This is a genomic window from Candidatus Electronema sp. JC (assembly GCF_048287365.2).
In the GTDB taxonomy this organism is placed as follows: Bacteria; Desulfobacterota; Desulfobulbia; order Desulfobulbales; family Desulfobulbaceae; genus Electronema.
Map to the genome: position 1 here is coordinate 1 of NZ_JBLWEM020000018.1, position 19,713 is coordinate 19,713.

The 19,713-nt window shown below is 57.3% G+C and carries 19 protein-coding genes, 2 tRNA genes and 1 pseudogene; 13 read left to right on the forward strand and 9 right to left on the reverse strand.

Features of this window, described 5'->3' with window-relative positions; all coding sequences use genetic code 11:
• Window positions 1-166: IS1 family transposase (locus ACNKH3_RS02315; RefSeq protein WP_420208109.1), on the forward strand; the 166-nt coding region annotated here is incomplete at its 5' end.
• A gap of 392 nt (window positions 167-558) precedes the next feature.
• Window positions 559-2,754, forward strand: a complete 2,196-nt coding sequence (recQ, locus tag ACNKH3_RS02320) for a DNA helicase RecQ (protein WP_420208094.1) — start codon at window positions 559-561, stop codon at window positions 2,752-2,754.
• A 58-nt stretch (window positions 2,755-2,812) separates the two neighbouring features.
• Here recQ and ACNKH3_RS02325 read toward each other — a convergent pair whose 3' ends face one another.
• The gene (locus ACNKH3_RS02325) at window positions 2,813-3,649 is read right to left on the reverse strand and encodes an HAD-IIB family hydrolase (protein WP_420208095.1); all 837 of its coding nucleotides are present in this window, start codon (window positions 3,647-3,649) and stop codon (window positions 2,813-2,815) included.
• A gap of 16 nt (window positions 3,650-3,665) precedes the next feature.
• Complete coding sequence (locus ACNKH3_RS02330; RefSeq protein WP_420208096.1) at window positions 3,666-5,801, reverse strand: HAD-IIB family hydrolase; 2,136 nt, start codon at window positions 5,799-5,801, stop codon at window positions 3,666-3,668.
• Window positions 5,802-6,111: 310 nt separating this feature from the next.
• On the opposite strand from ACNKH3_RS02330, the gene ACNKH3_RS02335 reads away from it, so the two are divergent.
• From ACNKH3_RS02335 to ACNKH3_RS02385, 11 genes are all read left to right on the forward strand, one after another.
• A tRNA-Val gene (locus ACNKH3_RS02335) sits at window positions 6,112-6,186 on the forward strand.
• 106 nt (window positions 6,187-6,292) lie between these two features.
• On the forward strand, window positions 6,293-8,227 hold the full coding sequence (thrS, locus tag ACNKH3_RS02340) for a threonine--tRNA ligase (RefSeq protein ID WP_420208097.1): 1,935 nt from the start codon (window positions 6,293-6,295) through the stop codon (window positions 8,225-8,227).
• Between the two features lie 12 nt (window positions 8,228-8,239).
• On the forward strand, window positions 8,240-8,788 hold the full coding sequence (gene infC / locus ACNKH3_RS02345; protein ID WP_420208098.1) for a translation initiation factor IF-3: 549 nt from the start codon (window positions 8,240-8,242) through the stop codon (window positions 8,786-8,788).
• 65 nt (window positions 8,789-8,853) lie between these two features.
• Window positions 8,854-9,051 (forward strand): 50S ribosomal protein L35, encoded by a 198-nt coding sequence (gene rpmI / locus ACNKH3_RS02350; RefSeq protein WP_417917164.1) that lies wholly within the window; start codon window positions 8,854-8,856, stop codon window positions 9,049-9,051.
• Window positions 9,052-9,098: 47 nt separating this feature from the next.
• Window positions 9,099-9,458 carry a 50S ribosomal protein L20 gene (rplT, locus tag ACNKH3_RS02355; protein WP_417917165.1) on the forward strand — a complete coding sequence of 120 codons (360 nt, stop codon included), beginning with the start codon at window positions 9,099-9,101 and terminating at the stop codon, window positions 9,456-9,458.
• Entirely contained in the window at window positions 9,458-10,465 is a 1,008-nt protein-coding gene (gene pheS / locus ACNKH3_RS02360) for a phenylalanine--tRNA ligase subunit alpha (RefSeq protein ID WP_420208099.1), read from the forward strand. Before rplT ends, pheS begins: the two co-directional genes overlap by 1 nt.
• A 25-nt stretch (window positions 10,466-10,490) precedes the next feature.
• A complete protein-coding gene (locus ACNKH3_RS02365; protein ID WP_417917167.1) occupies window positions 10,491-10,958 on the forward strand; it encodes a hypothetical protein in 468 nt (155 codons plus the stop codon).
• A 15-nt stretch (window positions 10,959-10,973) separates the two neighbouring features.
• Window positions 10,974-11,213 (forward strand): CopG family transcriptional regulator, encoded by a 240-nt coding sequence (locus ACNKH3_RS02370; RefSeq protein ID WP_417917168.1) that lies wholly within the window; start codon window positions 10,974-10,976, stop codon window positions 11,211-11,213.
• 147 nt (window positions 11,214-11,360) lie between these two features.
• On the forward strand, window positions 11,361-13,793 hold the full coding sequence (gene pheT / locus ACNKH3_RS02375; protein ID WP_420208100.1) for a phenylalanine--tRNA ligase subunit beta: 2,433 nt from the start codon (window positions 11,361-11,363) through the stop codon (window positions 13,791-13,793).
• On the forward strand, window positions 13,790-14,110 hold the full coding sequence (locus tag ACNKH3_RS02380) for an integration host factor subunit alpha (protein WP_420208101.1): 321 nt from the start codon (window positions 13,790-13,792) through the stop codon (window positions 14,108-14,110). The genes pheT and ACNKH3_RS02380 overlap by 4 nt, the downstream gene beginning before the upstream one ends.
• Window positions 14,111-14,189: 79 nt before the next feature.
• Window positions 14,190-14,266, forward strand: a tRNA-Pro gene (locus ACNKH3_RS02385).
• A 72-nt stretch (window positions 14,267-14,338) separates the two neighbouring features.
• Here the strand turns inward: ACNKH3_RS02385 and ACNKH3_RS02390 are convergent.
• The 7 genes and pseudogenes from ACNKH3_RS02390 to ACNKH3_RS02420 all read right to left on the reverse strand — a co-directional run.
• Window positions 14,339-14,629: pseudogene (locus ACNKH3_RS02390) on the reverse strand (tryptophan synthase subunit beta); the annotation flags it as partial.
• Window positions 14,626-14,979, reverse strand: coding sequence for a toxin-antitoxin system TumE family protein (locus ACNKH3_RS02395; protein ID WP_420208110.1), 354 nt, complete (start codon window positions 14,977-14,979; stop codon window positions 14,626-14,628). The gene ACNKH3_RS02395 and the pseudogene ACNKH3_RS02390, both read right to left, overlap by 4 nt.
• Window positions 14,980-15,029: 50 nt before the next feature.
• Window positions 15,030-15,356: a hypothetical protein gene (locus tag ACNKH3_RS02400; protein WP_420208102.1), complete on the reverse strand. Its 327-nt coding sequence runs from the start codon at window positions 15,354-15,356 to the stop codon at window positions 15,030-15,032.
• A 330-nt stretch (window positions 15,357-15,686) separates the two neighbouring features.
• On the reverse strand, window positions 15,687-16,163 hold the full coding sequence (locus tag ACNKH3_RS02405) for a hypothetical protein (protein WP_420208103.1): 477 nt from the start codon (window positions 16,161-16,163) through the stop codon (window positions 15,687-15,689).
• Between the two features lie 84 nt (window positions 16,164-16,247).
• A complete protein-coding gene (locus ACNKH3_RS02410) occupies window positions 16,248-17,213 on the reverse strand; it encodes a FlgO family outer membrane protein (RefSeq protein WP_420208104.1) in 966 nt (321 codons plus the stop codon).
• A 53-nt stretch (window positions 17,214-17,266) separates the two neighbouring features.
• Window positions 17,267-18,058, reverse strand: a complete 792-nt coding sequence (locus tag ACNKH3_RS02415) for a PD-(D/E)XK nuclease family transposase (protein WP_420208105.1) — start codon at window positions 18,056-18,058, stop codon at window positions 17,267-17,269.
• A complete protein-coding gene (locus ACNKH3_RS02420; protein WP_420208106.1) occupies window positions 18,055-19,653 on the reverse strand; it encodes a hypothetical protein in 1,599 nt (532 codons plus the stop codon). The genes ACNKH3_RS02415 and ACNKH3_RS02420 overlap by 4 nt, the downstream gene beginning before the upstream one ends.
• Between the last annotated feature and the right edge of the window lie 60 nt (window positions 19,654-19,713).

Consider the following 19,713-nt stretch of genomic DNA (forward strand, 5'->3'; position numbering starts at 1 on the left):
AGGAAGCGGAAAAACAAGTCATATCGAAAGACTTAATTTGACATTCAGGCAAAGGTTATCGGCATTAGTCAGAAAGACATTGTCATTTTCGAGAAGTATTGAGAATTTGACAGCATCTGTTTGGAGATTTATTCATCACCATAATGATAGTATTTTATTTAATTAATCACTTATGGTTCACATTTACCAAATTGACCGCCTCATTTCTTTCTCGCGCTGTCCAGTATTAAACTCTGGCCACTCAGTGTTTAAAATGGACGGCTCAGTTTCTTTCATCGAGACCGTCGAGTTAAAAAATGGCCGCCCAATTCATCAAAATGCGCCTCGCATCTGTTCCGCTGGCTGGCCTGCTTATTCCCATGAAGCCTCAATGCGCAAATGAGAACGTTTCTCAAAATAAACAGTTGATTGCTGCCCTTACATCGCCAGCATAACTCTGTTATGCTAAGAGTCAAGAAATATTTTTGTGTCCGCGAAAAATAGGGCGGCGAGTGGCACATCATCTTGAGCTGAGACGACTTGCGTGTTATACTGGCTGCTCGATAACAGGAGCAAAAAATGGAATCAAAACAAGCCATGCCAAGTCCCGAAACCATCCTCAAAAGCACCTTCGGCTACGACACGTTCCGCCCCTTGCAGCGCGAAGTCATCGGCAATGTGCTGGCGCGGCACGACAGCTTGGCCATCATGCCGACTGGCGGCGGCAAATCGCTCTGCTACCAGATTCCGGCCCTGCTCTTTGACGGCCTGACGGTCGTGGTCTCGCCGCTCATCGCCCTGATGAAAGACCAAGTTGAGCAGCTGCGGGCCGCAGGAGTTCCGGCCCTGTTCCTCAACAGCACCCTGTCGCCCGAAGCCTACAGCGAAAACATGGCCAGCGTCCGGCGCGGCCAGGCCAAACTGCTCTATGTCGCGCCGGAAAGCCTGCTGTCCCAGCGCGTCCTCAGCCTGCTGGCCGAGGTGCAGGTGGACTGCCTGACTATTGACGAGGCCCACTGCATCTCCGAGTGGGGGCACGACTTTCGGCCTGAATACCGCCAGCTGGCTGACGCGCGCCGCCGCTGGCCAGAAGCGGTCTGCCTCGCCCTGACTGCGACCGCCACCCCGCGTGTCCGTGCCGACATCAGCAGCAGCCTGAGCTTGCAAGGCTCGAACGAGTTTGTCGCCAGCTTCAATCGCGAGAACCTCTTCATTGAAGTCGCGCCCAAACGGGACGGCGCGGCCCAGCTCACGCGCTTCCTCGAACGCTTCAAGGAGCAGTCCGGCATCATCTACTGCTTCTCGCGCCGCCAGGTGGATGAACTGAGCGCATATCTCGCCCAGCGCGGACACGTCGCGCTTCCTTATCACGCCGGATTGGACAGCGAAACCCGCAGCCGCAATCAGGAAGCCTTCATCCGCGACGATGTGCAGATCATGGTGGCGACGATTGCCTTTGGCATGGGCATCAACAAGCCGAATGTGCGCTTTGTTGTCCATTACGATCTGCCCAAAAGCATTGAAGGATATTATCAGGAAATTGGCCGCGCTGGCCGCGACGGCTTGCCCGCGCACTGCCTGCTGCTCTACAGCTACGGCGATGCCGCCAAGCTGAAATATTTTATCAACCAGAAGGAAGGCGACGAGCGCAAGGCCGCTGTCCAGCAGCTGGATGCGATTGTCCGCTATGCCGAAGACCGGCGCAGCTGCCGCCGCCAGCCGCTGCTGGCCTATTTCGGCGAGCAGTTTTTGCACGAAAACTGCGGTACTTGCGACAACTGCACCGCCGAAGCCCCGGTGTTGGAAGACATCACCATCCCGGCGCAGAAGTTTCTGTCCTGCGTTTTCCGCGTCGGCGAGCGTTTCGGCGCGGCGCATGTGGCTGATGTGCTGCTCGGCTCAAAGAATGAAAAGATACTGCGCTTCGGGCATGAGCAGCTCTCGACCTACGGCATCGGCAAGGAATTGAGCCAGAAGCAGTGGCTGCACTTGGCCCGCCAGCTTGTTCAGATGGGCTATCTCCAGCAGGATGAGGAACACCGCACCTTGAGCCTGACTGAAACCGCCCGCGAGGCATTGAAAAGCCGGGCCAAGTTCTTCGGCCAGCTGCCTTCGACAAGCTCAGGCACCATTTCTGCCCGCTCCACCGGCAGCAGGCAGATGCTTGAACACGACCAAGCCCTCTTCGCCCTGCTGCGCAGCAAGCGCAAAGAGCTGGCCGATGCCGACGGCGTGCCGCCCTATGTCATCTTCTCAGACCGGACGCTGGTTGAGATGGCTGCCTATTATCCGCAGTCGCGTGAGTCGCTGCTGGGGATTTCGGGAGTCGGGCAGGTGAAGCTGGAGAAATTTGGCGATGCGTTCTTGGGTGTGATCAAGCCATATTGTCAAGAGCGCAATCTGCCGGAAACAGCCCGCGCAACCGCTCCGGCGAAAGCCGCCCGAAAGGTTGAAGCGGGTACGGGAATGCGCACCACGCTGATCGGCGAGGCATACAATGATGGCACTTCCATCGAAAGCCTGATGGAGCAGCATCAGGTGAAGGCAGCTACGATCCTCAATCACTTGACCAAGTACGCCTTGGCTGGCAATCAGTTGCGAAACGTGGAGGAGTTGCAGGCGTTCGTATCCGCATCGCCGGAAGATCGTCAAGCCGCCTTGGCCGCGTTCGAGGAATTGGGGGCGGAATATCTCAAACCGGCTTTCGACCGGTTAGACGGGCGGGTCAGCTACGATGACTTGAAAATCCTGCGTTTGAGCTGTCTGGCGCGGTGATTTCTGAAAAATCATACGAAAATCAGCCAGGCAGAATTCATGCAGGAATTCTGTGATTTCAGGCCGAGATGCCGTCTTGGAAGAATGCGGGCTGATAACGGGCCACGCCTTCTAAGATTCCGGCGCTGTAGCAGCCGTTCATCCCCAGCCAGCCGCCGGCAAGGTGCAGTTTGTCCGCATTGCCTGCCGCCATCGCCATCGCCGCCGCCTTCTCGGCCACATCCTGCCGGGCGTTGGCCACCAGCACCGCCGGAATCTCGCTGGCCAGCACCGCAAGGTCGTTGCCGCTGTCCCCGGCGAACAGCACCTCGTCCACGCTGAAGCCCATTCTCCGGCGGAGAAACTGCACCGCAAGATACTTGTCCGCGCTGGCAGGCAGGATGTCGAGCAGATCGGCACCGGTGATCTCATCATGGCTCCAGATCAGCGAAACCCTGATCGCCCGCTGCTGGAAAATCGCGGCCAAGGCGGCGGCCAGCTGCTCCCGGCAGGCGGTCGGCTCAACATAATAGCTGAGTTTGAAACGCGCCTGGCGGTCTTCCTCTTGCAGCCGGAGGCCGGGCAGGCCGGTGAGCAGACGGGCCAGCGCAGCGCTGTCCAACTGCCGCCAGTCCTGGCCGATCAGCTCCTCCCATGCCGTGTCCCGCCGCCATGCCCCCTGCTCTCTGGCAAAAATGGCCGTGCCAATATCCGCGACCAGCATGTCCGGGACAGGCACTTCATATTCGGCGATAGCCTCCTCAGCCAGCGGCAGGCTGCGGCCAGTCACGTAGGCCAGCTGCACCCGGCTGTCCGTCGTGAGCACTGAGAAAAGCCGCCGCGCTCCCGGCGATTCAGGCTGCGGCCCGTTGGGCAGCAGCGTCCGGTCCATGTCGGTGCATAAAAGCAGCCTCATGCTTTTTCCTCCTGTCTCACTCGTTCAGGAAGCCGTAATGCTCAATGGCCTCAAGGATGCCGTCAGCGTAAGATTTTTTGGCGAAGTAAATATTTTCCGCAGCGGTCAGCCCGGACAGCTCCTCATGGTGCCGGTTGGCGACCACCACCGCCTTGGTGTTGCCGCGCATCATGTCCTCGTCCGCGCCGGAGCCGCCTGCCACCAGAATGTTTTCCAGCGGAATTTCGAGACGATGGGAAACCCAGCGCAGGGCAAGCCCCTTGGAGGCCCGCACCGGCACAATGTCCAAATACTGACCAAAGGCGAGGCTGGCACTGACGCTCTGGTCGTGCTTGCGCAGATGCGCGTTCAGCTCCTCCATTGACGGCGCCTTCGCCTCATCATAGTAATACGAGACTTTGAATTCGCCCTGCATCTCCTCCGGCTGCGGGCTGAGGCCCGGCACATCCGCCAGCAGCCGCCGCACAGTCTGCGGTGTCCAGAGATAATCCAGATGCCTGCGCCAGTTCTCGTCAGAAATCAGGCTGCGTCCATAAAAAATGGCTGTGCCCAAGCTGCTGATGAGGACATCGGGCAGGGGAATGCCGTTTTTGACCATCATTGCCAAGGCCGAATCCCGCGAGCGGCCTGTGGCGATGCCGAAAATCATATTTTTCCGCCTGCTTTTGAGCAGGGCCATCAGCTCCTTGCGTCCGGCCGCGCTGCCGATCAAATTTTGATCCAAATCCGAGAACACCGCTTTGGCCGCCGCCTTGAGCCTGCTGCCGTCGAGCCGCCCGCGCTGCTCAATGTCCGCCCGCTTCCGGGCCAGCGGCGCAATCCGCTTCAGATATTTCTTGACATGGGCCTGCCAGGAGTAATGCTTCCGCACCCCTTCCAAGCCGTTGCGCTGCAAGGATTTCCACAGCTCGCGGTCCGTCAGCAGCCGGGTCAGCTGGCGGGTCAGCTGCTCCTCGTCCAAGGGATCGAAGAGCAGGCCGTTTTTGCAGTTTTCAACAATATCTGACGGCCCGCCGTTTTTCGTCGCCAGCAGAGGACAGCCTGTGGCCGCCGCCTCCAGCAGGGTCAGGCCGAACGGCTCGGTCAGGGCAGGATTGACAAAAACTCCGCCGGACTGCGCGCAGAGCCGGTAGATGTCGGCCACCTCGTCGGCCCGGTGGTGCTTGGGCAGGGCGATTTTTCCGTAAAGATTGTAAAAGTCCGTCAGCAGCAGCAGCTCCTGAATCACTTGCTGCGAGCCTTTGTCCATCTCCCTGATGTCGTTGCGGTTGCCCGCCACAATCACTAAATTGGCCAGCTCCTGAAGGCGGCGCGACTTGCCGTAGGCATGAACCAGGGTTTTGATGTTTTTCCGCTCGTCTGGCCGCGACAGCGCAAGGATGAACGGCTTTTTCCGGTCGCGGAAAAAAGGGCGGAGGGCCTTCTGGAACGGGGCGGAAAAATCCGGGCCGGGCGGATGAAACTGAGTCATGTCCGCGCCCGGCGGAATGACAACCATGTTTTCAGGCTGGTAGAAGTCGTACAGCTCATACTGATCCTCAATCTCGTTGCGGGTGCTGGTGACGACCATGCTTGCCGCTGCCAGCACCTCCTCCTCGGCTTCGATGCGGCGGGACATGTTGTAGCGGGATTCGATCTCCTCCCGCTCCATGCCGGAGGCCAGCAGGCGCAGCTTCTTGTCCCGGCCCAAGGAATGGCCGGTGTGCACCAAAGGAATGCCGGTCAGATTGGAGAGGCGGCAGCCGACGTAGCCCGCGTCGGCGTAATGAGAATGGAGGATGTCCGGAAAGCGGCCGCTGCTTCTGAAATGATTGAGCAGGTTGTCGGCAAAGGTGTCGAGGAGCGGCCACAGCTCCTCCTTGCGGACATAGCCAGCCGCGCCGGTGTCAATCCGAACGATCCGCGCCGAGCCGTCGAGCCGCTCCTCCGGCAGGGCGTAGTCATCGCTGACCGTCTCGTCCTCCACCCGCTGGGTGATCAGTTCCACTTGGCCCGCGCTGTCATGCCTGCCCAAAGCGCAGGCCAGATCGCGCACATAACGGGTCTGGCCGCCGGTGTCCGGGTCCCGGCCCAGCTCCAGATCGTTGCCCCGGATCAGACCGTGAATGCTGATCAGAGCGATATGCAGCCCCTCATTTTCTTGCGCCGCCATGCAGTCCGTCCTTTTCTGAAATTTTTGAGACAAGGCATGTCAGCAGCTCGCTCGCCAACAGCCGCCCCGCTTCTGCATAACAGAAAATGCGCGGTCTGTCAAAAGGAAGCCGCTTCCGGCGCGGCAGGCTGCCTCTTTCACCGCCGCCGCGTCAAAAAATTGGAGGAGGATTTCTCTTTTTTCTTGACAGCAGACCCTGTTTGCTGGTATTGACAAGCTGCTTCACATGGCGTAATATGCCCCTGCCTAATGCAGGGGGGGCTGCGGCAGACAGCCTGCGGCCTTGAAAAGAAAAAACGGAAAATTTTGCAGGCACGTAGCTCAGTGGGAGAGCGCTACCCTGACACGGTAGAAGTCGGCGGTTCGAAACCGCCCGTGCCTACCAATTTTTAAGCACAGGGCATAAAGGCTAAAGGTCAGATGACGCAGCGTCTGGCTTTTTAGCCTTTCCTTTTTTGCACCTCATTTTCACGCTGTTATCGGCAGAAAGCATGACCTCAATTGCAGTCTCCATATCCGGCGGCGAAGCGAAGAGCTTCCCGGCAGGCATTGCCGCCCAGGACGCGCTCAAGGAATTAGTCTCCGGCAAGCAGCGCAAGCAGGCCGTGGCCGTGCGCTGCAACGGCAAATTAGCTGACTTGTCCGCGCCGCTGCGCGAGGATGCCGCGCTGGAGCTGATCACCGCCGAGTCTGAGGACGGGCTGCATATTCTGCGGCATTCGGCGGCGCACATCATGGCGCAGGCGGTTAAGGAGCTGTTTGGGCAGAAGGTACAAGTGACCATTGGCCCGGCTATTGAGGACGGCTATTATTACGATTTCGACCGCCAGCCCGCCTTCTCGCCCGACGACTTCGCGGCGATTGAGGAGAAGATGGCGGCCATCGTCAAGGCGGCCCAGCCCTTCTCGCGCCGGGAGCTGCCGATTGCCGAGGCGATAGATTTCTTCACACAGCAGGGCGAGACCTACAAGGTTGAGCTGATTAGAGATTTGGAAGTAAAGGGCGAAACAACGGTTTCTCTCTATCAGCAGGGCGAGTTCATTGACCTCTGCCGGGGGCCGCATATCCCAGACACCTCGTGGCTGAAGAGCTTCAAGCTGCTGCGCGTGGCCGGTTCCTACTGGCGGGGCGATGAAAAGAATTCCATGCTGACGCGCATCTACGGCACGGCCTTCTTTGACGCGAAAGAGCTGAAGCAGTATCTGGAGCGAATTGAAGAGGCCAAACGGCGCGACCACCGCAGGTTGGGCAAGGAGCTGAAGCTCTTCACGATTCAGGATGAAATCGGGCCGGGCCTGATTCTCTGGCAGCCGCGCGGCGCATTGCTGCGGCGGCTGATTGAGGACTACTGGAAAGATGCCCATTACCAAAACGGCTACCAGCTCCTCTACACTCCGCATATCGCCCGCCAAGATTTGTGGAAGACCTCCGGCCATTTGGATTTCTACGCCGAAAACATGTATTCGGCGATGGACATTGACGAGGTGGCTTATCAGCTCAAGCCGATGAATTGCCCCTTCCACATCGGGGTATATAAATCCGAGCCGCACAGCTACCGTGAGTTTCCCATTCGCTGGTGCGAGCTGGGCACAGTCTATCGCTATGAGCGGGCTGGTGCTTTGCACGGCCTGATGCGGGTGCGCGGCTTCACCCAGGATGATGCCCACATCTTCTGCCGCCCTGATCAGCTCGAAGAGGAAATCTTCAACATCATTGACCTGAACCTGCACGTCCTCAAGACCTTCGGCTTCAGCGAGTATGATGTCTATCTCTCGACCCGTCCCGCCAAATATGTCGGCAGCGACGAAAACTGGGAGCTGGCCACGCGGGCGCTCCAGCAGGCGATGGACAAGAAAGGGCTGGCCTATTCGGTTGATCCCGGCGAGGGCGTGTTCTACGGCCCGAAGATCGACATCAAGATCAAAGATCAGCTTGGTCGCTCGTGGCAGTGTTCCACCATTCAGGTGGACTTCAACCTGCCGGAACGCTTCAGCATGAGCTATGCCGGGCAGGACGGCGCAGAGCATCAGCCGATCATGATCCACCGCGCTTTGATGGGTTCGCTGGAGCGCTTCATCGGCGTGCTGATTGAGCACTACGCCGGAGCCTTCCCGCTCTGGCTGGCCCCGGAGCAGGCTAGGATCCTCAACATCACCGACAGCCAGGGCGAATACTGCGGCAAGGTGCTGACCGAGCTGCGCAAAGCAGGCATCCGCGCCGAGGCCGACCTGCGCAACGAGAAGCTCAATTACAAAATCCGGGAGGCGCAGCTGATGAAGGTGCCGTATATGCTGATCGTCGGCGACCGGGAGATGCAGGACGGCATGATCACGGTGCGCAAGCGCAGCGGTGAGAACCTGCCGCCCATGTCACCGCAGGAGTTCTCGGCCTTGGTGCGCCGGGAATGCGAAGAACGAGCAGTCTGACAGACGGAGATAATGGACAAAAGGAAAGGCAGAAAAGATTCGCAGCGTCAGGAAGTCAGGGTAAAAACAAACGAGGACATCCGCTATCCTGAAGTCCGCCTGCTCGGCGACGACGGCGAGCAGATCGGCATTGTCTCCTCCTCGCGGGCGCGGCAGATCGCCGAGGAGCAGGGCATGGACTTAGTTGAAATTTCCGACAAGGCCAAGCCGCCGGTCTGCCGGGTGATGAATTTTGACAAATACCGCTACGAGCTGAAGAAGAAGCAGCAGGAAGCGAAGAAAAAGCAGACGGTGATTGAGACCAAGGAAGTGAAGTTCCGGCCAAAAACCGAAGAGCACGACTTGGATTTCAAGATCAAGAACATCCTGAAATTTGTTGAAAAGAAAAACAAGGTCAAAGTGACCATGCAGTTCCGGGGCCGGGAGATTGTTCACGCCCAGACCGTGGGCATGGAAGCGATCAGGCGCATCGCCGACGCGCTGCGCGAGCACTGCGTCATCATCCAGGAGCCGACCATGGAAGGCCGGTTCATGATCATGTTTGTCGGGCCGAAACCCTGAGCACAGTTGCAGCAGAACCAGAAATCAGCGCGGGCTGCGGCCCTGCGCCAGCAAGGAGAATCATCATGCCTAAAATGAAAACCCACCGGGGCGCGGCGAAACGGTTCAAACTGACCGCCACAGGCAAAGTCCGCCACGGCAAAGCCTTCGGCTCCCACATCCTGACCTCAAAAAGCACGAAGCGGAAGCGGCGGATCCGGCAGAACGGCATCTTGGCCGCAGTGGACACCGGCAATGTGCGGCGGATGCTGCCCTATCTGTAAACAGCTTGCAGGAATTTTCAGCAACACAATAACGGAGTGCAATCACCATGCCACGCGCCACACGCGGGTTCAAAGCCCGCCGCAGAAGAAATAAAGTTCTGACTTTGGCTAAAGGATTCCGGGGCGGCAGAAGCCGTCTGTTCCGCACCGCCGCCGAGGCCGTTGACCGCGCCCTTTGCTACGCCTACCGCGACCGGCGCACCAACAAGCGCAATTTCCGCGCCCTGTGGATCACCCGCATCAGCGCCGCTGCCAAGGCCAACGGCATCAGCTACAGCAAGCTGATCAACGGCCTGAGCAAGGCCAGCATTGAGCTGGACCGCAAGGTGCTGTCCAATCTGGCCATTGTTGATCCTGCCGCCTTCAGCGCGGTGGTGAAGCAGGCCGCTGCCAAGCTCGCCGTCTGATGGAAGAGACGCTGCGGCAGCTGCGGGCCGAGGCGGAAGCCGGGCTGGCTTCCGTCGGCAGTCTGGCTGATCTGGAGGAATTCCGGGTCAAGTATTTAGGCCGCAAGGGCCTGCTGGCCAACGCCATGAAACAGCTCGGCCAAGCCGGGCCGGAAGAGCGGCCCCGGCTCGGCCAGCTTGCCAACACGGTCAAGCAGGAGCTGGAGGGCCTGTTTCAGGCAAAAAAAGAGGCCCTTGAAGCCGGTGCCGGAACGGTCAGGCAGCAGCTTGACCTCAGCCTGCCGGGCCGTTTCATTCCCTCCGGCAAGCTCCATCCCGTCACGCAGGTGATGGAGGAAATCTGCGCCGTTTTCGAGAGGATGGGCTTTGCCGTGGCTGAAGGCCCGGACGTTGAGACCGACCATTACAACTTCGAGGCTCTCAACATTCCGGCGCATCATCCGGCCAGAGACATGCACGACACCTTCTATGTCTCTGATTCCATTCTGCTCCGCACCCACACCTCGCCGATGCAGGCGCGGATCATGGAGAAGCAGGAGCCGCCTCTGCGCTACATTGCGCCGGGCAAGGTCTATCGCTGCGATTCCGACATCACCCACACCCCGATGTTCCATCAGGTCGAGGGCTTCTTGGTGGACCGCCAAGTTTCCTTCGCCGATCTGAAAGGGGTGCTGACGCTTTTCACCCGCCGTATTTTTCAGGGCGACCTGCCCTTGCGCTTCCGGCCCAGCTTTTTTCCCTTCACTGAACCCAGCGCGGAAGTTGATATTGCCTGCGTGATCTGCAAGGGCAGCGGCTGCCGGGTTTGTAAACAGACTGGCTGGCTGGAGATTCTCGGCGCGGGCATGATTGATCCGGCAGTGATGAAGATGGTCGGCTATGACCCGGAGCAGTTCTCCGGCTTCGCCTTCGGCCTCGGCGTGGAGCGCATCGCCATGCTCAAATACGGCATTGACGACATTCGCCTGTATTACGAGAACGATTTGCGCTTTCTGAGGCAGTTCTGAGCAATTCTTTCTTGGAGACATTGCTGTGGCAGAAAGAAAAAATATCTTGGCAAAAGTTCATGCGGCTGCAAGTTTCTTGGCACTGTTGATGATCGCCGTTTTTTTTCTGTCAACAATTTCAGTTGAACTGTTTGGTTCGCATGACGCTGTTGCCGCTCTGAAGGCGTTGATTGTCATGCCCGGTCTCTTCATCCTTGTTCCGGCCATTGCGGCAACAGGCGGCAGCGGTTTTCAGCTCGCGAAGCTGCGGACGGGAAGTCTTGTTGTGGCCAAGAAAAAAAGAATGCCTTTCATAGCTGCAAACGGCTTGCTGATTCTAATTCCATGCGCCATTGTTCTGAACCGTTTGGCTGCTGCTGGTTCGTTTGACACCACTTTCTATGCAGTGCAGGCTCTTGAGCTGGCTGCTGGCTTCATAAACATCATTCTGATCGGCATGAATATTCGCGACGGTTTGAGGCTGACCGGACGTTTGCGTGCTGCAATTCACTGATTGTCACAAGAGAGATTGATCCGTTTGCTGATTGAGCTGCCGCAATATCAGGTGTTTTTGCTGAAGCAATACTGCGAGGAAGCGCAGGTCAGCGAGGCGGAAGCAGTTAAGCAGGCTGTGACGCAGTTTTTGGCGCGAACAGCACAAAAATCTCATCGCACGTTGCGGAAGCATCCAGCTTTCGGGCTTTGGCGGGACAGGCAGCAAAATGCTTTGGCCTATCAAGAGGATCTGCGTGACGAATGGTCGTTATGAGAATCGCGATGTTCGACACAATATAGCCTACGCATTGAATAGGCGGATGATGGATATCAGCAGGTTTACATCAGCCTGATCACATTTCCCCCAAGCTCCGACGGTGTGCGGATTCCATACTAACATGATCAGCGCAGCAAGAATTTTATGAAATTCACCCTTAGCTGGCTTGGCCAATATCTTTCTCTTGACGGTCTATCCGCAGCACAGCTTGCCGACCGCCTGACCATGCTCGGCTTGGAGGTGGAGGCGGTGCAGGAGCTGCACGCCAGGCTGGACTCGGTCAAGACCGCCAAGGTGCTGTCTGTGCGCAAGCATCCTGACGCAGACCGGCTCACCCTCTGCGAAGTGGAGGTCGGCGATAAAGTGCTGCCCATCGTCTGCGGCGCGCCCAATGTCAGGCCCGGTTTGGTCACAGCCATTGCCCTGCCCGGCGCGAAGCTGCCCGGCGGCATGGAGATCAAAAAAGCCAAGGTGCGCGGCCAGGTCTCCGAAGGAATGCTCTGCTCGCTCAAGGAGCTGGGCATCAGCGAGGCTGGCTCCGGCATTGTTGAGCTTGATCCCGTGCTGGCCTCCGGCCTGCCCTTGGCCGAGGCGTTGGAGCTGCGCGACACGATGATTGAGGTTGATCTCACCCCTAACCGCGCCGACTGCGCCAGCGTACTCGGCATCGCCCGCGAGGTGGCGGGTTTCAGCGGCCAGCAGGTGCGCCGTCCGGTGCAAAGTCTGCCCGCGTTCGCGCCGCAGGCGGAGTTCAGCGTCCGCATCGCCGAGCCGGAGCTGTGCCCGCGCTACGCCGCCCGCCGTCTCAGCGGCGTGACGGTCAAACCCTCGCCGTGGTGGCTCCAGCGGCTGCTGCTGGCGGTGGGGATGCGCCCGATCAACAACATCGTGGATATCACCAATTTTGTCATGCTCGAATACGGCCAGCCGCTCCATGCCTTTGATTATGCGAAGATTGCAGGCAAGGCCATCGTGGTGCGGCGGCCGCAGGCAGGCGAGACGAAATTCACCACATTAGACAACACCGAACGCAGCCTTGAGCCGGACACGCTGATGATCTGCGACTCGGACAAGCCGGTGGCGGTGGCCGGAGTCATGGGCGGGCTGAATTCGGAAGTGGACGACGCGACCACGGAAATCCTGCTCGAATCCGCCTGCTTCAACCCGGTCTCTGTCCGCCGGACAGCACGGCGGCTGAATCTGACCTCAGAAGCCTCCTACCGTTTTGAGCGCGGCGTGAACCCGGAAGGCGTGACTGAGGCTCTGGAGCGGGCGGCGCAGCTCATCTGCGAGCTGGCCGGGGCGACAACGGCGGAAGGCATTGACCTTTATCCGGGAAAAAAAGAGCCGCTTCAGCTTGAGCTGCGGGTTAAACGGGTGAACAGCCTGCTTGGCACCGCCCTCAGCGGCGACGAGATTGCCGCCTGTTTGCGCGGGATTGATTTTCCTGTGACTGAGGAAGGCGAAGTCCTCAAAGTGACGGTGCCTGCCTTCCGCATGGACATTGAGCGCGAGGTGGATCTGATCGAGGAAGTTGCCCGCTTGGTCGGCTACAATCAAATTCCGGTCACGCTGCCGGTGATTGCGATGGACTGCCCGCAGCCAGAGCCGCTGCGCCAGCTCCGCAAGAAGATTGCCGCCGCCCTGCTCGGCCTTGGCTTCTACGAGGCGGTGAATTATTCCTTTGTCGCCAAAAAGCACGGCGACCAGCTTGGCCTATCAGCGGACGATGCCCGCAGGCGACAGGTCGAGCTGCTCAATCCGCTTAACGACGAACAGGCGGTGATGCGCACCATGCTCCTGCCCGGCCTGCTCGACAACATCCGCCGTAATCTCAGCTTTCAGCAGACAGATGTCCGTCTGTTCGAGACCGGCAAAGTCTTCACCTTAACTGCGCCCGGCCAGCAGCCGCTTGAGCGGCACCAGCTCTGCGCAGTGATCAGCGGAGACCGTCACCCGGAGAGCAGCCCGCTCTACTTCTCTGGCCAAGAAAGCGATTTCTTTGATCTGAAAGGCGCGGCGCAGGCCCTGTTGCGCGAGCTGCGCCTGACTGCGGCGGTCAGCTTTGCCACGGTGCAGGGGCAAGCAGAGCCGTACACCGAGCCGGGCTGTGCGCTCCGCCTCATGGCCAACGGGCAGCAGCTTGGCCTGATCAGCAAACTGTGCCGCGAGGCGGCACGCGCCTTCGGCATCAAGCAGGATGTCTATTTCTGCGAGATCGAGCTGGAACCGCTCGCGCTGCTGCCTGCGGCGGCCAAGAGCTTCAGCCAGCTGAACCGCTATCCGTCAGTGCGGCGCGACATCGCCCTCTTAGTGCCGGAGCAGGTTCCGGCGGGCGAGCTGCTGCAAGATATCCTTGACCACAAGCTCCAGCATGTGGTATATGCTGACATCTTCGATGTCTATTCCGGCAAGCCGATTGAGGAAGGCATGAAAAGCGTGGCCTTGACCGTCACCTACCGTTCCGCTGAAGGGACGCTTGACGATGAGACGGTCAACGGCTTCCACGAGAAAATAGTCAGCTCGCTGATGTCCCGCTTTGGCGGTCGATATCGGGAGATCAAGGAAACAGCATGAACGAGCAGAAAGACGAAGTGGACAAGGGCAATGTCACCCGCAAGGAGCTGTCGCTCTCCATCAACGAACGGCTGGGCATCTCCCAGCGCAATGCGGCCAAGATGGTGGACACCATTTTCGCGGCAATGAAAGATACCTTGGTCAACGGCGAGTCGCTCAAATTAGTGCAGTTCGGCACACTGACCGTGCGCGGCAAGTCGCCCCGCCGGGGCCGCAATCCCCGCACCGGCGAGGCGATGACCATCACCAAGCGCAAAATGGTCACGTTCCGGCCCTCGAAACGCCTGCGCGAGCTGCTCAACGAGGACGAGAACTGAGGCGGAAAAACGGCGCAGTCGGGCAAGTAGCTGTTGACAGCCTGCGCCGGAAAATGGTAGATATAGCCCAGCAAAATTTCGGAACGTAGCGCAGCCTGGTAGCGCACCTGAATGGGGTTCAGGGGGCCGGAGGTTCAAATCCTCTCGTTCCGACCAGCGGATATATTAAGGAGTCAGCCTTTGACGGGCTGACTCTTTTTTTTCTCACGTCCTCCTCGGTGCAGGCAAAGCCGAGACCGGCTTCTTGCCCATTCGCCGCACCAGCAGCCCTTGGCCCATGACGTTGTGCGCCAGTGTGGTTGTCTTCCCGCTTGATGTAAATCCGCGCCCCGCCAAGCTGATTGGAGAGGTTTTCCGCAAAGGTCAGCGGCGTGGTACTGCCGGAAGGTCAACGTATTCCTGCCAGAAGCTGGCATCAGCCCGCGCCGCCTCGTAGACCGCGTTCAGCTCGGCAAAGGTTTGATGCAGCACTTTCGGGATGAACGCCCCGCCCCATTGTCCGAAGTATCCTTTTTTCATGGTGTGTTGTTGTTGAAAGTCTTGATGAATTCGGCCTCAAACAGGTCAATCAGCGCAATGACGCTCATGACTCTTCCGGGCATCACCTCTGTTTCGCTGCCAGCATGAATGTGATGCGGAAAATTCGTCAGCTCAGGAAAATGACGGGCGTTGTCCCATCGTCTGATGAGCCGCTGCTTTGTTCTGTCCATCCACTGATGGCGGTATTCCAGCGTCGAGCATCCTTCCGGCCCGGCAAGAAAATATTCCGACACTTCGAGAAAGTCGCCGTTGGCAAGCGTCATGCGGGCGCGAAAATAGCCGCGACTGCCCATAGCGCGTTCAGTGACGACAACAAGAGAATTGATCACGTTGGACAAAATGAGCCTGGTCTTGATTTGCTCAAGACAGTCTTGCGCATTCATTGCAAAAAGGCACCGGAGAGTTTGGCCAATCGTTCCTGAACAGCCTGCCAGATGTCATACATTGCGCTCCATTCAAAAAAATCGGCATTGTCGCCAAGCTCTCCACGTTGAAAACGTTCATAGAACAGCTCTGAGGGCATTTGATGCCGCTGCTCAAAAGAATCCAAGATTTCTCGGTATTCCTTCAGCTCGCGCTGCGCCTTGCCGCGTTCCAGATCAATCAGCTTGTCAAGCACTCGATCAGCCATTGCAGAATGATAATCCTGCTGATACACCTCCCGCAGGATATGAATTCTGCTCAGTGTTTCAGTCTGCACTGCCATAGGTTTCCTCCTTGCTTAGGTGTGTATTGCGTCACCGCGCCCGCCGCATCCGCCGCTTAAACCGCCCTGATTCACGCTTGAAACGAGGCGATTCACTCTTCAAGCATCGTGATTCACTCTTCAACCAAGGCGTTTCACGCTTCAATCGGCTCATTTTAAGCGTGAAGCATGACGGTTTACGTGTGAACCAGAGCAGTTCACGCATGAATCATATTGCTTCACGCTTAAAACGGGATGCTTCACGCGTGAATCGTCTCGCTTGAAGCGTGATTTGCGACGATTTAAGCATAAAACGTGGCAAACGAAGCGAGACATTTGCCCGCTTTATCTTTATTCTTTCCGGCTCACCTGAACCGTGACTGTCCTGCTGTCCCAATCCACATTCAGGACGTGGACAAGGAAAACTCCTGTTGAGGAGGCAAACTCCTGGCTGCCGATGCCAACGGTTGGAAGAACGATTGAGTCCTTGCCAGCAGGAGAGATGGTAATTTTGGCTGTTATCTCTCCAGTATCATCATGGAACGAAACAGACAATCTTGTCTTCGCCTCTTTGACCAACTCGCTTTTGTTTTCGACGATGGTGTATTCTTGCGGATCAGCAGGTTCCTGCACCGCTTGATGAATCACCGGCGGCTTTGGTTTTGGCACTGCTGCCGGTTTCTCAGGCGGCGTTTCAATCTTCGGCGAAATTGATTTCGGTTCCGGCGGCGGTGTCGGCGCGGGAATCACTGGCGCAGGCGGATTGCCATCTTTCAGGCCGAAAAAACTCCGCAGCTCAGGTGTGGTGATTGTAACCACTAAAGCCAACACCGCAGCAATAAAACTCAGCAGGGCAATAATATAATTTCTATCCAATTTTCTGCGATTAATTGTTACTCGTTTTGCTGGCTTCTATCTTGAGACTGAAATGGTACGAAACTGCACTTTAAATTCAACCTCGTTTGTCATATCAAAACAGGATATTTCCAAAAGAGATAGCGATGCTGTGCTGTCTGGAATATTTTCAAATCTTACAGATAATCTTGTTTTGACACCGGAAACAAGCATATGCTCAACTCGTTCCGAGTTAGAACTTTTATTTGCAAACTTCATCTCTGATAGATTGTATTCGTTTGATAAATCATCAAATAATCTTGTTCTGTAAAAATCACTCCACTTGTTATGAATCCTAATCTGTCTATCATCTTTATTATTGGTTACACTTAACTCGCATGTTAAAGTCTTCCCAGATATTAAACATTGCTTCACTTCAAACAATATATCTTTGACAATTTGAGACGTTGCTGCCTTTTTATTACCCACTTTCTTTATCCCGCCTGCTGATGCGCTATTTGCTGATTCGGGAGGAATTTCTTTACCAAGCAGCTCGTTAATCGCCTGCGTCTTCGCAAAATTGCTTTTTGCTGAATCAATTATATCCGCCGTTTCTGAATCCAAAACCTTAACCGTAAGCCGCACGTTGTCGCCAAAAGGTGTCAGCGTTCCTGTCACCAGCGCATCCACTCCGGCAATCTTTCCCAGCTTGCTTGCCGTTGCCGGATCAATCAAGCCGGTTGCTGCGAGCTTGTTTTCCTTGATAATGCTCTTCAGGCGGGTTCTGTCAATCACCCGGAATCCTTTGCCCGCACTCGCAAGCGCAACGGAAAACTCTTCCGCGATAAACTGATCAAGCTGCGTCACATTGCCTTCAAGATCAGTGAAATCCACCACCGCGACGGTCTTCTTGCCTTTCCCGGCAATCTTCTCCGCCATTTGCGCGGAAAGCTGCTCAATCTCCTTCTCATAACCAAACGCCGAAGACACCAGCAGCGAAAGAAACATCGCCGCGCCGCAAACCGAAATAGTTCTCTTGTTCATGGTAATTCCTCCTTGCAATTGGAAATATTTTTTACGTCTTCAGTGAATTGCATTCATCGTCCAACAAGCTCTGCCAGCTCATCGGCAGACAACCCTGTTGCTTCAGCGATCAGCTCCGGCGCGATGCCCTGCCGCAGCATCCGTTCCGCAATACGCTGCGTTGCCTTTTTCATTCCTTCCTCAAACTTGCTCTGATTCAGCTCCTCCTGATGATGCTCCTCAATCATCCGCGCCCGATCCTCCGGCGAGAACTGGCTGCGTTGAATGGCGGCAAAGAGCTTCTGAATCGCGCTCTGCTGATACAGGCTTTCGTCTACCTCCTCATCAAGCGTGTCGTTGATAGCCCGCAGCCAGGCGCGGCACGGCTCCGGCGTGTTGTCGTCCGCATATTTCGGGCAGAGATAGATCACCTTGTGCGGAATCTCCTTCAGCGGTCTGCCCGCAAGGTCATGAGGATCAAAATCCGTCACTGCAATATCGCATTGATGACGGTCGCCAGAGGTGAGGACGACTACAGTATAAACGGCCAGCGGCGGGCGGTAGTTGTGCGAGCTGGCGATCTGCTCCAGCAGGGCCGCGCAGTGATAATAGAGGAAGCGGTCGTAATGGTCGCCGGTGCGGGCGTGCTGAATGTCAATGATGATCCGGTGCTGCGTGTCCTCGGCGAAAAGGTCGAAGCGCGGCTTGATGTAGCCGACAGGCGGATCAAATTCTTTTTCCGTCTCCACCAGCTCGACGTGCACCGGCAGGCCGAGGATGTCCTGCGCAAAAGCGGTGAATATCTCAGGATCGCAGAACGCCTTCTTGAAGACGACTCCATATTTCAGTGACGCGACTTTTTTCATGGTTCCTCTCCGAGCTTGATTGCCTGCATTTGCCTTCTGCACGCCGCTGCAAAATCCTCTGGAAAATGGCTGCTGATATACCTGTGCTGCGCTTCGCTGAACGCGCCCATTGACCACGGCAGCTTGGGCAGAAAGGCGTAAAGCAGCCGCTGGCCGTTGCAGATGCCAATCCGTTTGGAGTATTCCAGCGAAGTGACCATCCGCGCTCCCAGTTTGGCAAAAATATGCTGTGCGAGCAGAATGCCTTGGTCTATCGATCTACGCACCGCTGCATCCGCCTCCAGCACATTGCCTACTGGTTGACCATTTGCGTCGGCAATGACCATGAGCTGCAATTCCCACTGCGAGGTCTGCGCTTTTGGGACAAAGAGCAGCACGTTTGCGTCTTCATGGACAATCAGGCTGCGCTCTTTCTGCTGGTCGTTGTCCGTGCGCACGTTCTCGCGGATGCAGCGCAGATAGTCGCGGAAGAAATCGCCGCCGCCGTCCTGCTTATACTGCGTAATCACCTCGGCAACCTGATCGCCGCAGCTGTAGCTCGGCATCACGCCGCCTTCTGTCATCTCGACTGTCTCTGGTGTTGTGGCGTACTGCTGATGAATCATCTGATGCGAAGCGTGCAGACGATACCCGGAGCTGGAGAAATCGTAGCCGAAATTCCAGCCCCAAAGCGTGGCCGGATGCTGGCCGCTGTTCTCCGCTGCTGCCAGCACCTTCTTCCGCAGCGATTCCAATTCGTCTTCCGTCAGGCTGCGCTTGGGCAGATCAAGAGAAAGGCCGAACCGCTCGGTCAGAGCAACGACCATCCGCTGATAATACAGATGGCGCAGGCCGCGCATGTCGGTCAGACTCAAATCAGATGTGCGGTAGCGGACAGCGTCGTGCGCCATGTTGGCCGCGTAATGCCCCCACGGAATGTAGGAATTGCGGCGCAGATATTCAAAAACATGGCTGCCGTTCTCCGCAAACCGCCCGACGATCTCGCTGCCGCCTTGCACGCCGGGCCGCAGCACCATGACTTCCTTCCAGCGGTCCGGCAGATGCGGATTGTTGGCGATGGTTTCAAACAGCTCGAAATCGTCAATGTCCGCTTTGCCGGGCCGCAAGTATTGCAGGCCGATTGGCTCGCCGTCTGCATCAAACTCCATCCGGCAGCAGCTTTTTGCCAGCAGCATCAGTTCGTCGGGATCAGTGGAGCTGGCGGCCAAGGCATATTTGAGCGGCAGCGGCAGGCGGCTGATCATGGCGGCCTGCCGCTCGGTCTCGCTCAGGCCGAGCGACTGCGCAAGCGAGCATTCCGGCGGCGGCTCGATCTTGATCAGGCCGGGATCAGCCGCCCGATCCGCCGCCCAGACCGAATCAATATACGTCGCACCGTGACACGGAAAGGCGTTGGGAATTTCGTAAATCCGGCGGCCTTCCAGTTCGTGGACATCGCCGGGCGGAAAATTGGCTTGGTTGGCCAGCGGTGAGCCGTCAGGCAGCGCGCCGAGACGGAGGAGAAAATCTTGGTCGCGCAGATTGCGGACGCTGTAGCTGGGCCGGTGCAGGCCGACCAAGAATTTGCCTGTGGGGCTGACGCAGGTTCTCAGCATGGCAGTCACCCGGCGGGCTGCCGGAAAGAAATATGTTTTTCGACAAAAACGTTGCGCTCC

Coding starts and splice junctions, on each gene's coding strand:
- recQ (WP_420208094.1), top strand. CDS start 559: ATGGAATCAAAACAAGCCATGCCAAGTCCCGAAACCATCCTCAAAAGC.
- ACNKH3_RS02325 (WP_420208095.1), bottom strand. CDS start 3,649: ATGAGGCTGCTTTTATGCACCGACATGGACCGGACGCTGCTGCCCAAC.
- ACNKH3_RS02330 (WP_420208096.1), bottom strand. CDS start 5,801: ATGGCGGCGCAAGAAAATGAGGGGCTGCATATCGCTCTGATCAGCATT.
- thrS (WP_420208097.1), top strand. CDS start 6,293: ATGACCTCAATTGCAGTCTCCATATCCGGCGGCGAAGCGAAGAGCTTC.
- infC (WP_420208098.1), top strand. CDS start 8,240: ATGGACAAAAGGAAAGGCAGAAAAGATTCGCAGCGTCAGGAAGTCAGG.
- rpmI (WP_417917164.1), top strand. CDS start 8,854: ATGCCTAAAATGAAAACCCACCGGGGCGCGGCGAAACGGTTCAAACTG.
- rplT (WP_417917165.1), top strand. CDS start 9,099: ATGCCACGCGCCACACGCGGGTTCAAAGCCCGCCGCAGAAGAAATAAA.
- pheS (WP_420208099.1), top strand. CDS start 9,458: ATGGAAGAGACGCTGCGGCAGCTGCGGGCCGAGGCGGAAGCCGGGCTG.
- pheT (WP_420208100.1), top strand. CDS start 11,361: ATGAAATTCACCCTTAGCTGGCTTGGCCAATATCTTTCTCTTGACGGT.
- ACNKH3_RS02380 (WP_420208101.1), top strand. CDS start 13,790: ATGAACGAGCAGAAAGACGAAGTGGACAAGGGCAATGTCACCCGCAAG.
- ACNKH3_RS02400 (WP_420208102.1), bottom strand. CDS start 15,356: ATGGCAGTGCAGACTGAAACACTGAGCAGAATTCATATCCTGCGGGAG.
- ACNKH3_RS02410 (WP_420208104.1), bottom strand. CDS start 17,213: ATGAACAAGAGAACTATTTCGGTTTGCGGCGCGGCGATGTTTCTTTCG.
- ACNKH3_RS02415 (WP_420208105.1), bottom strand. CDS start 18,058: ATGAAAAAAGTCGCGTCACTGAAATATGGAGTCGTCTTCAAGAAGGCG.
- ACNKH3_RS02420 (WP_420208106.1), bottom strand. CDS start 19,653: ATGCTGAGAACCTGCGTCAGCCCCACAGGCAAATTCTTGGTCGGCCTG.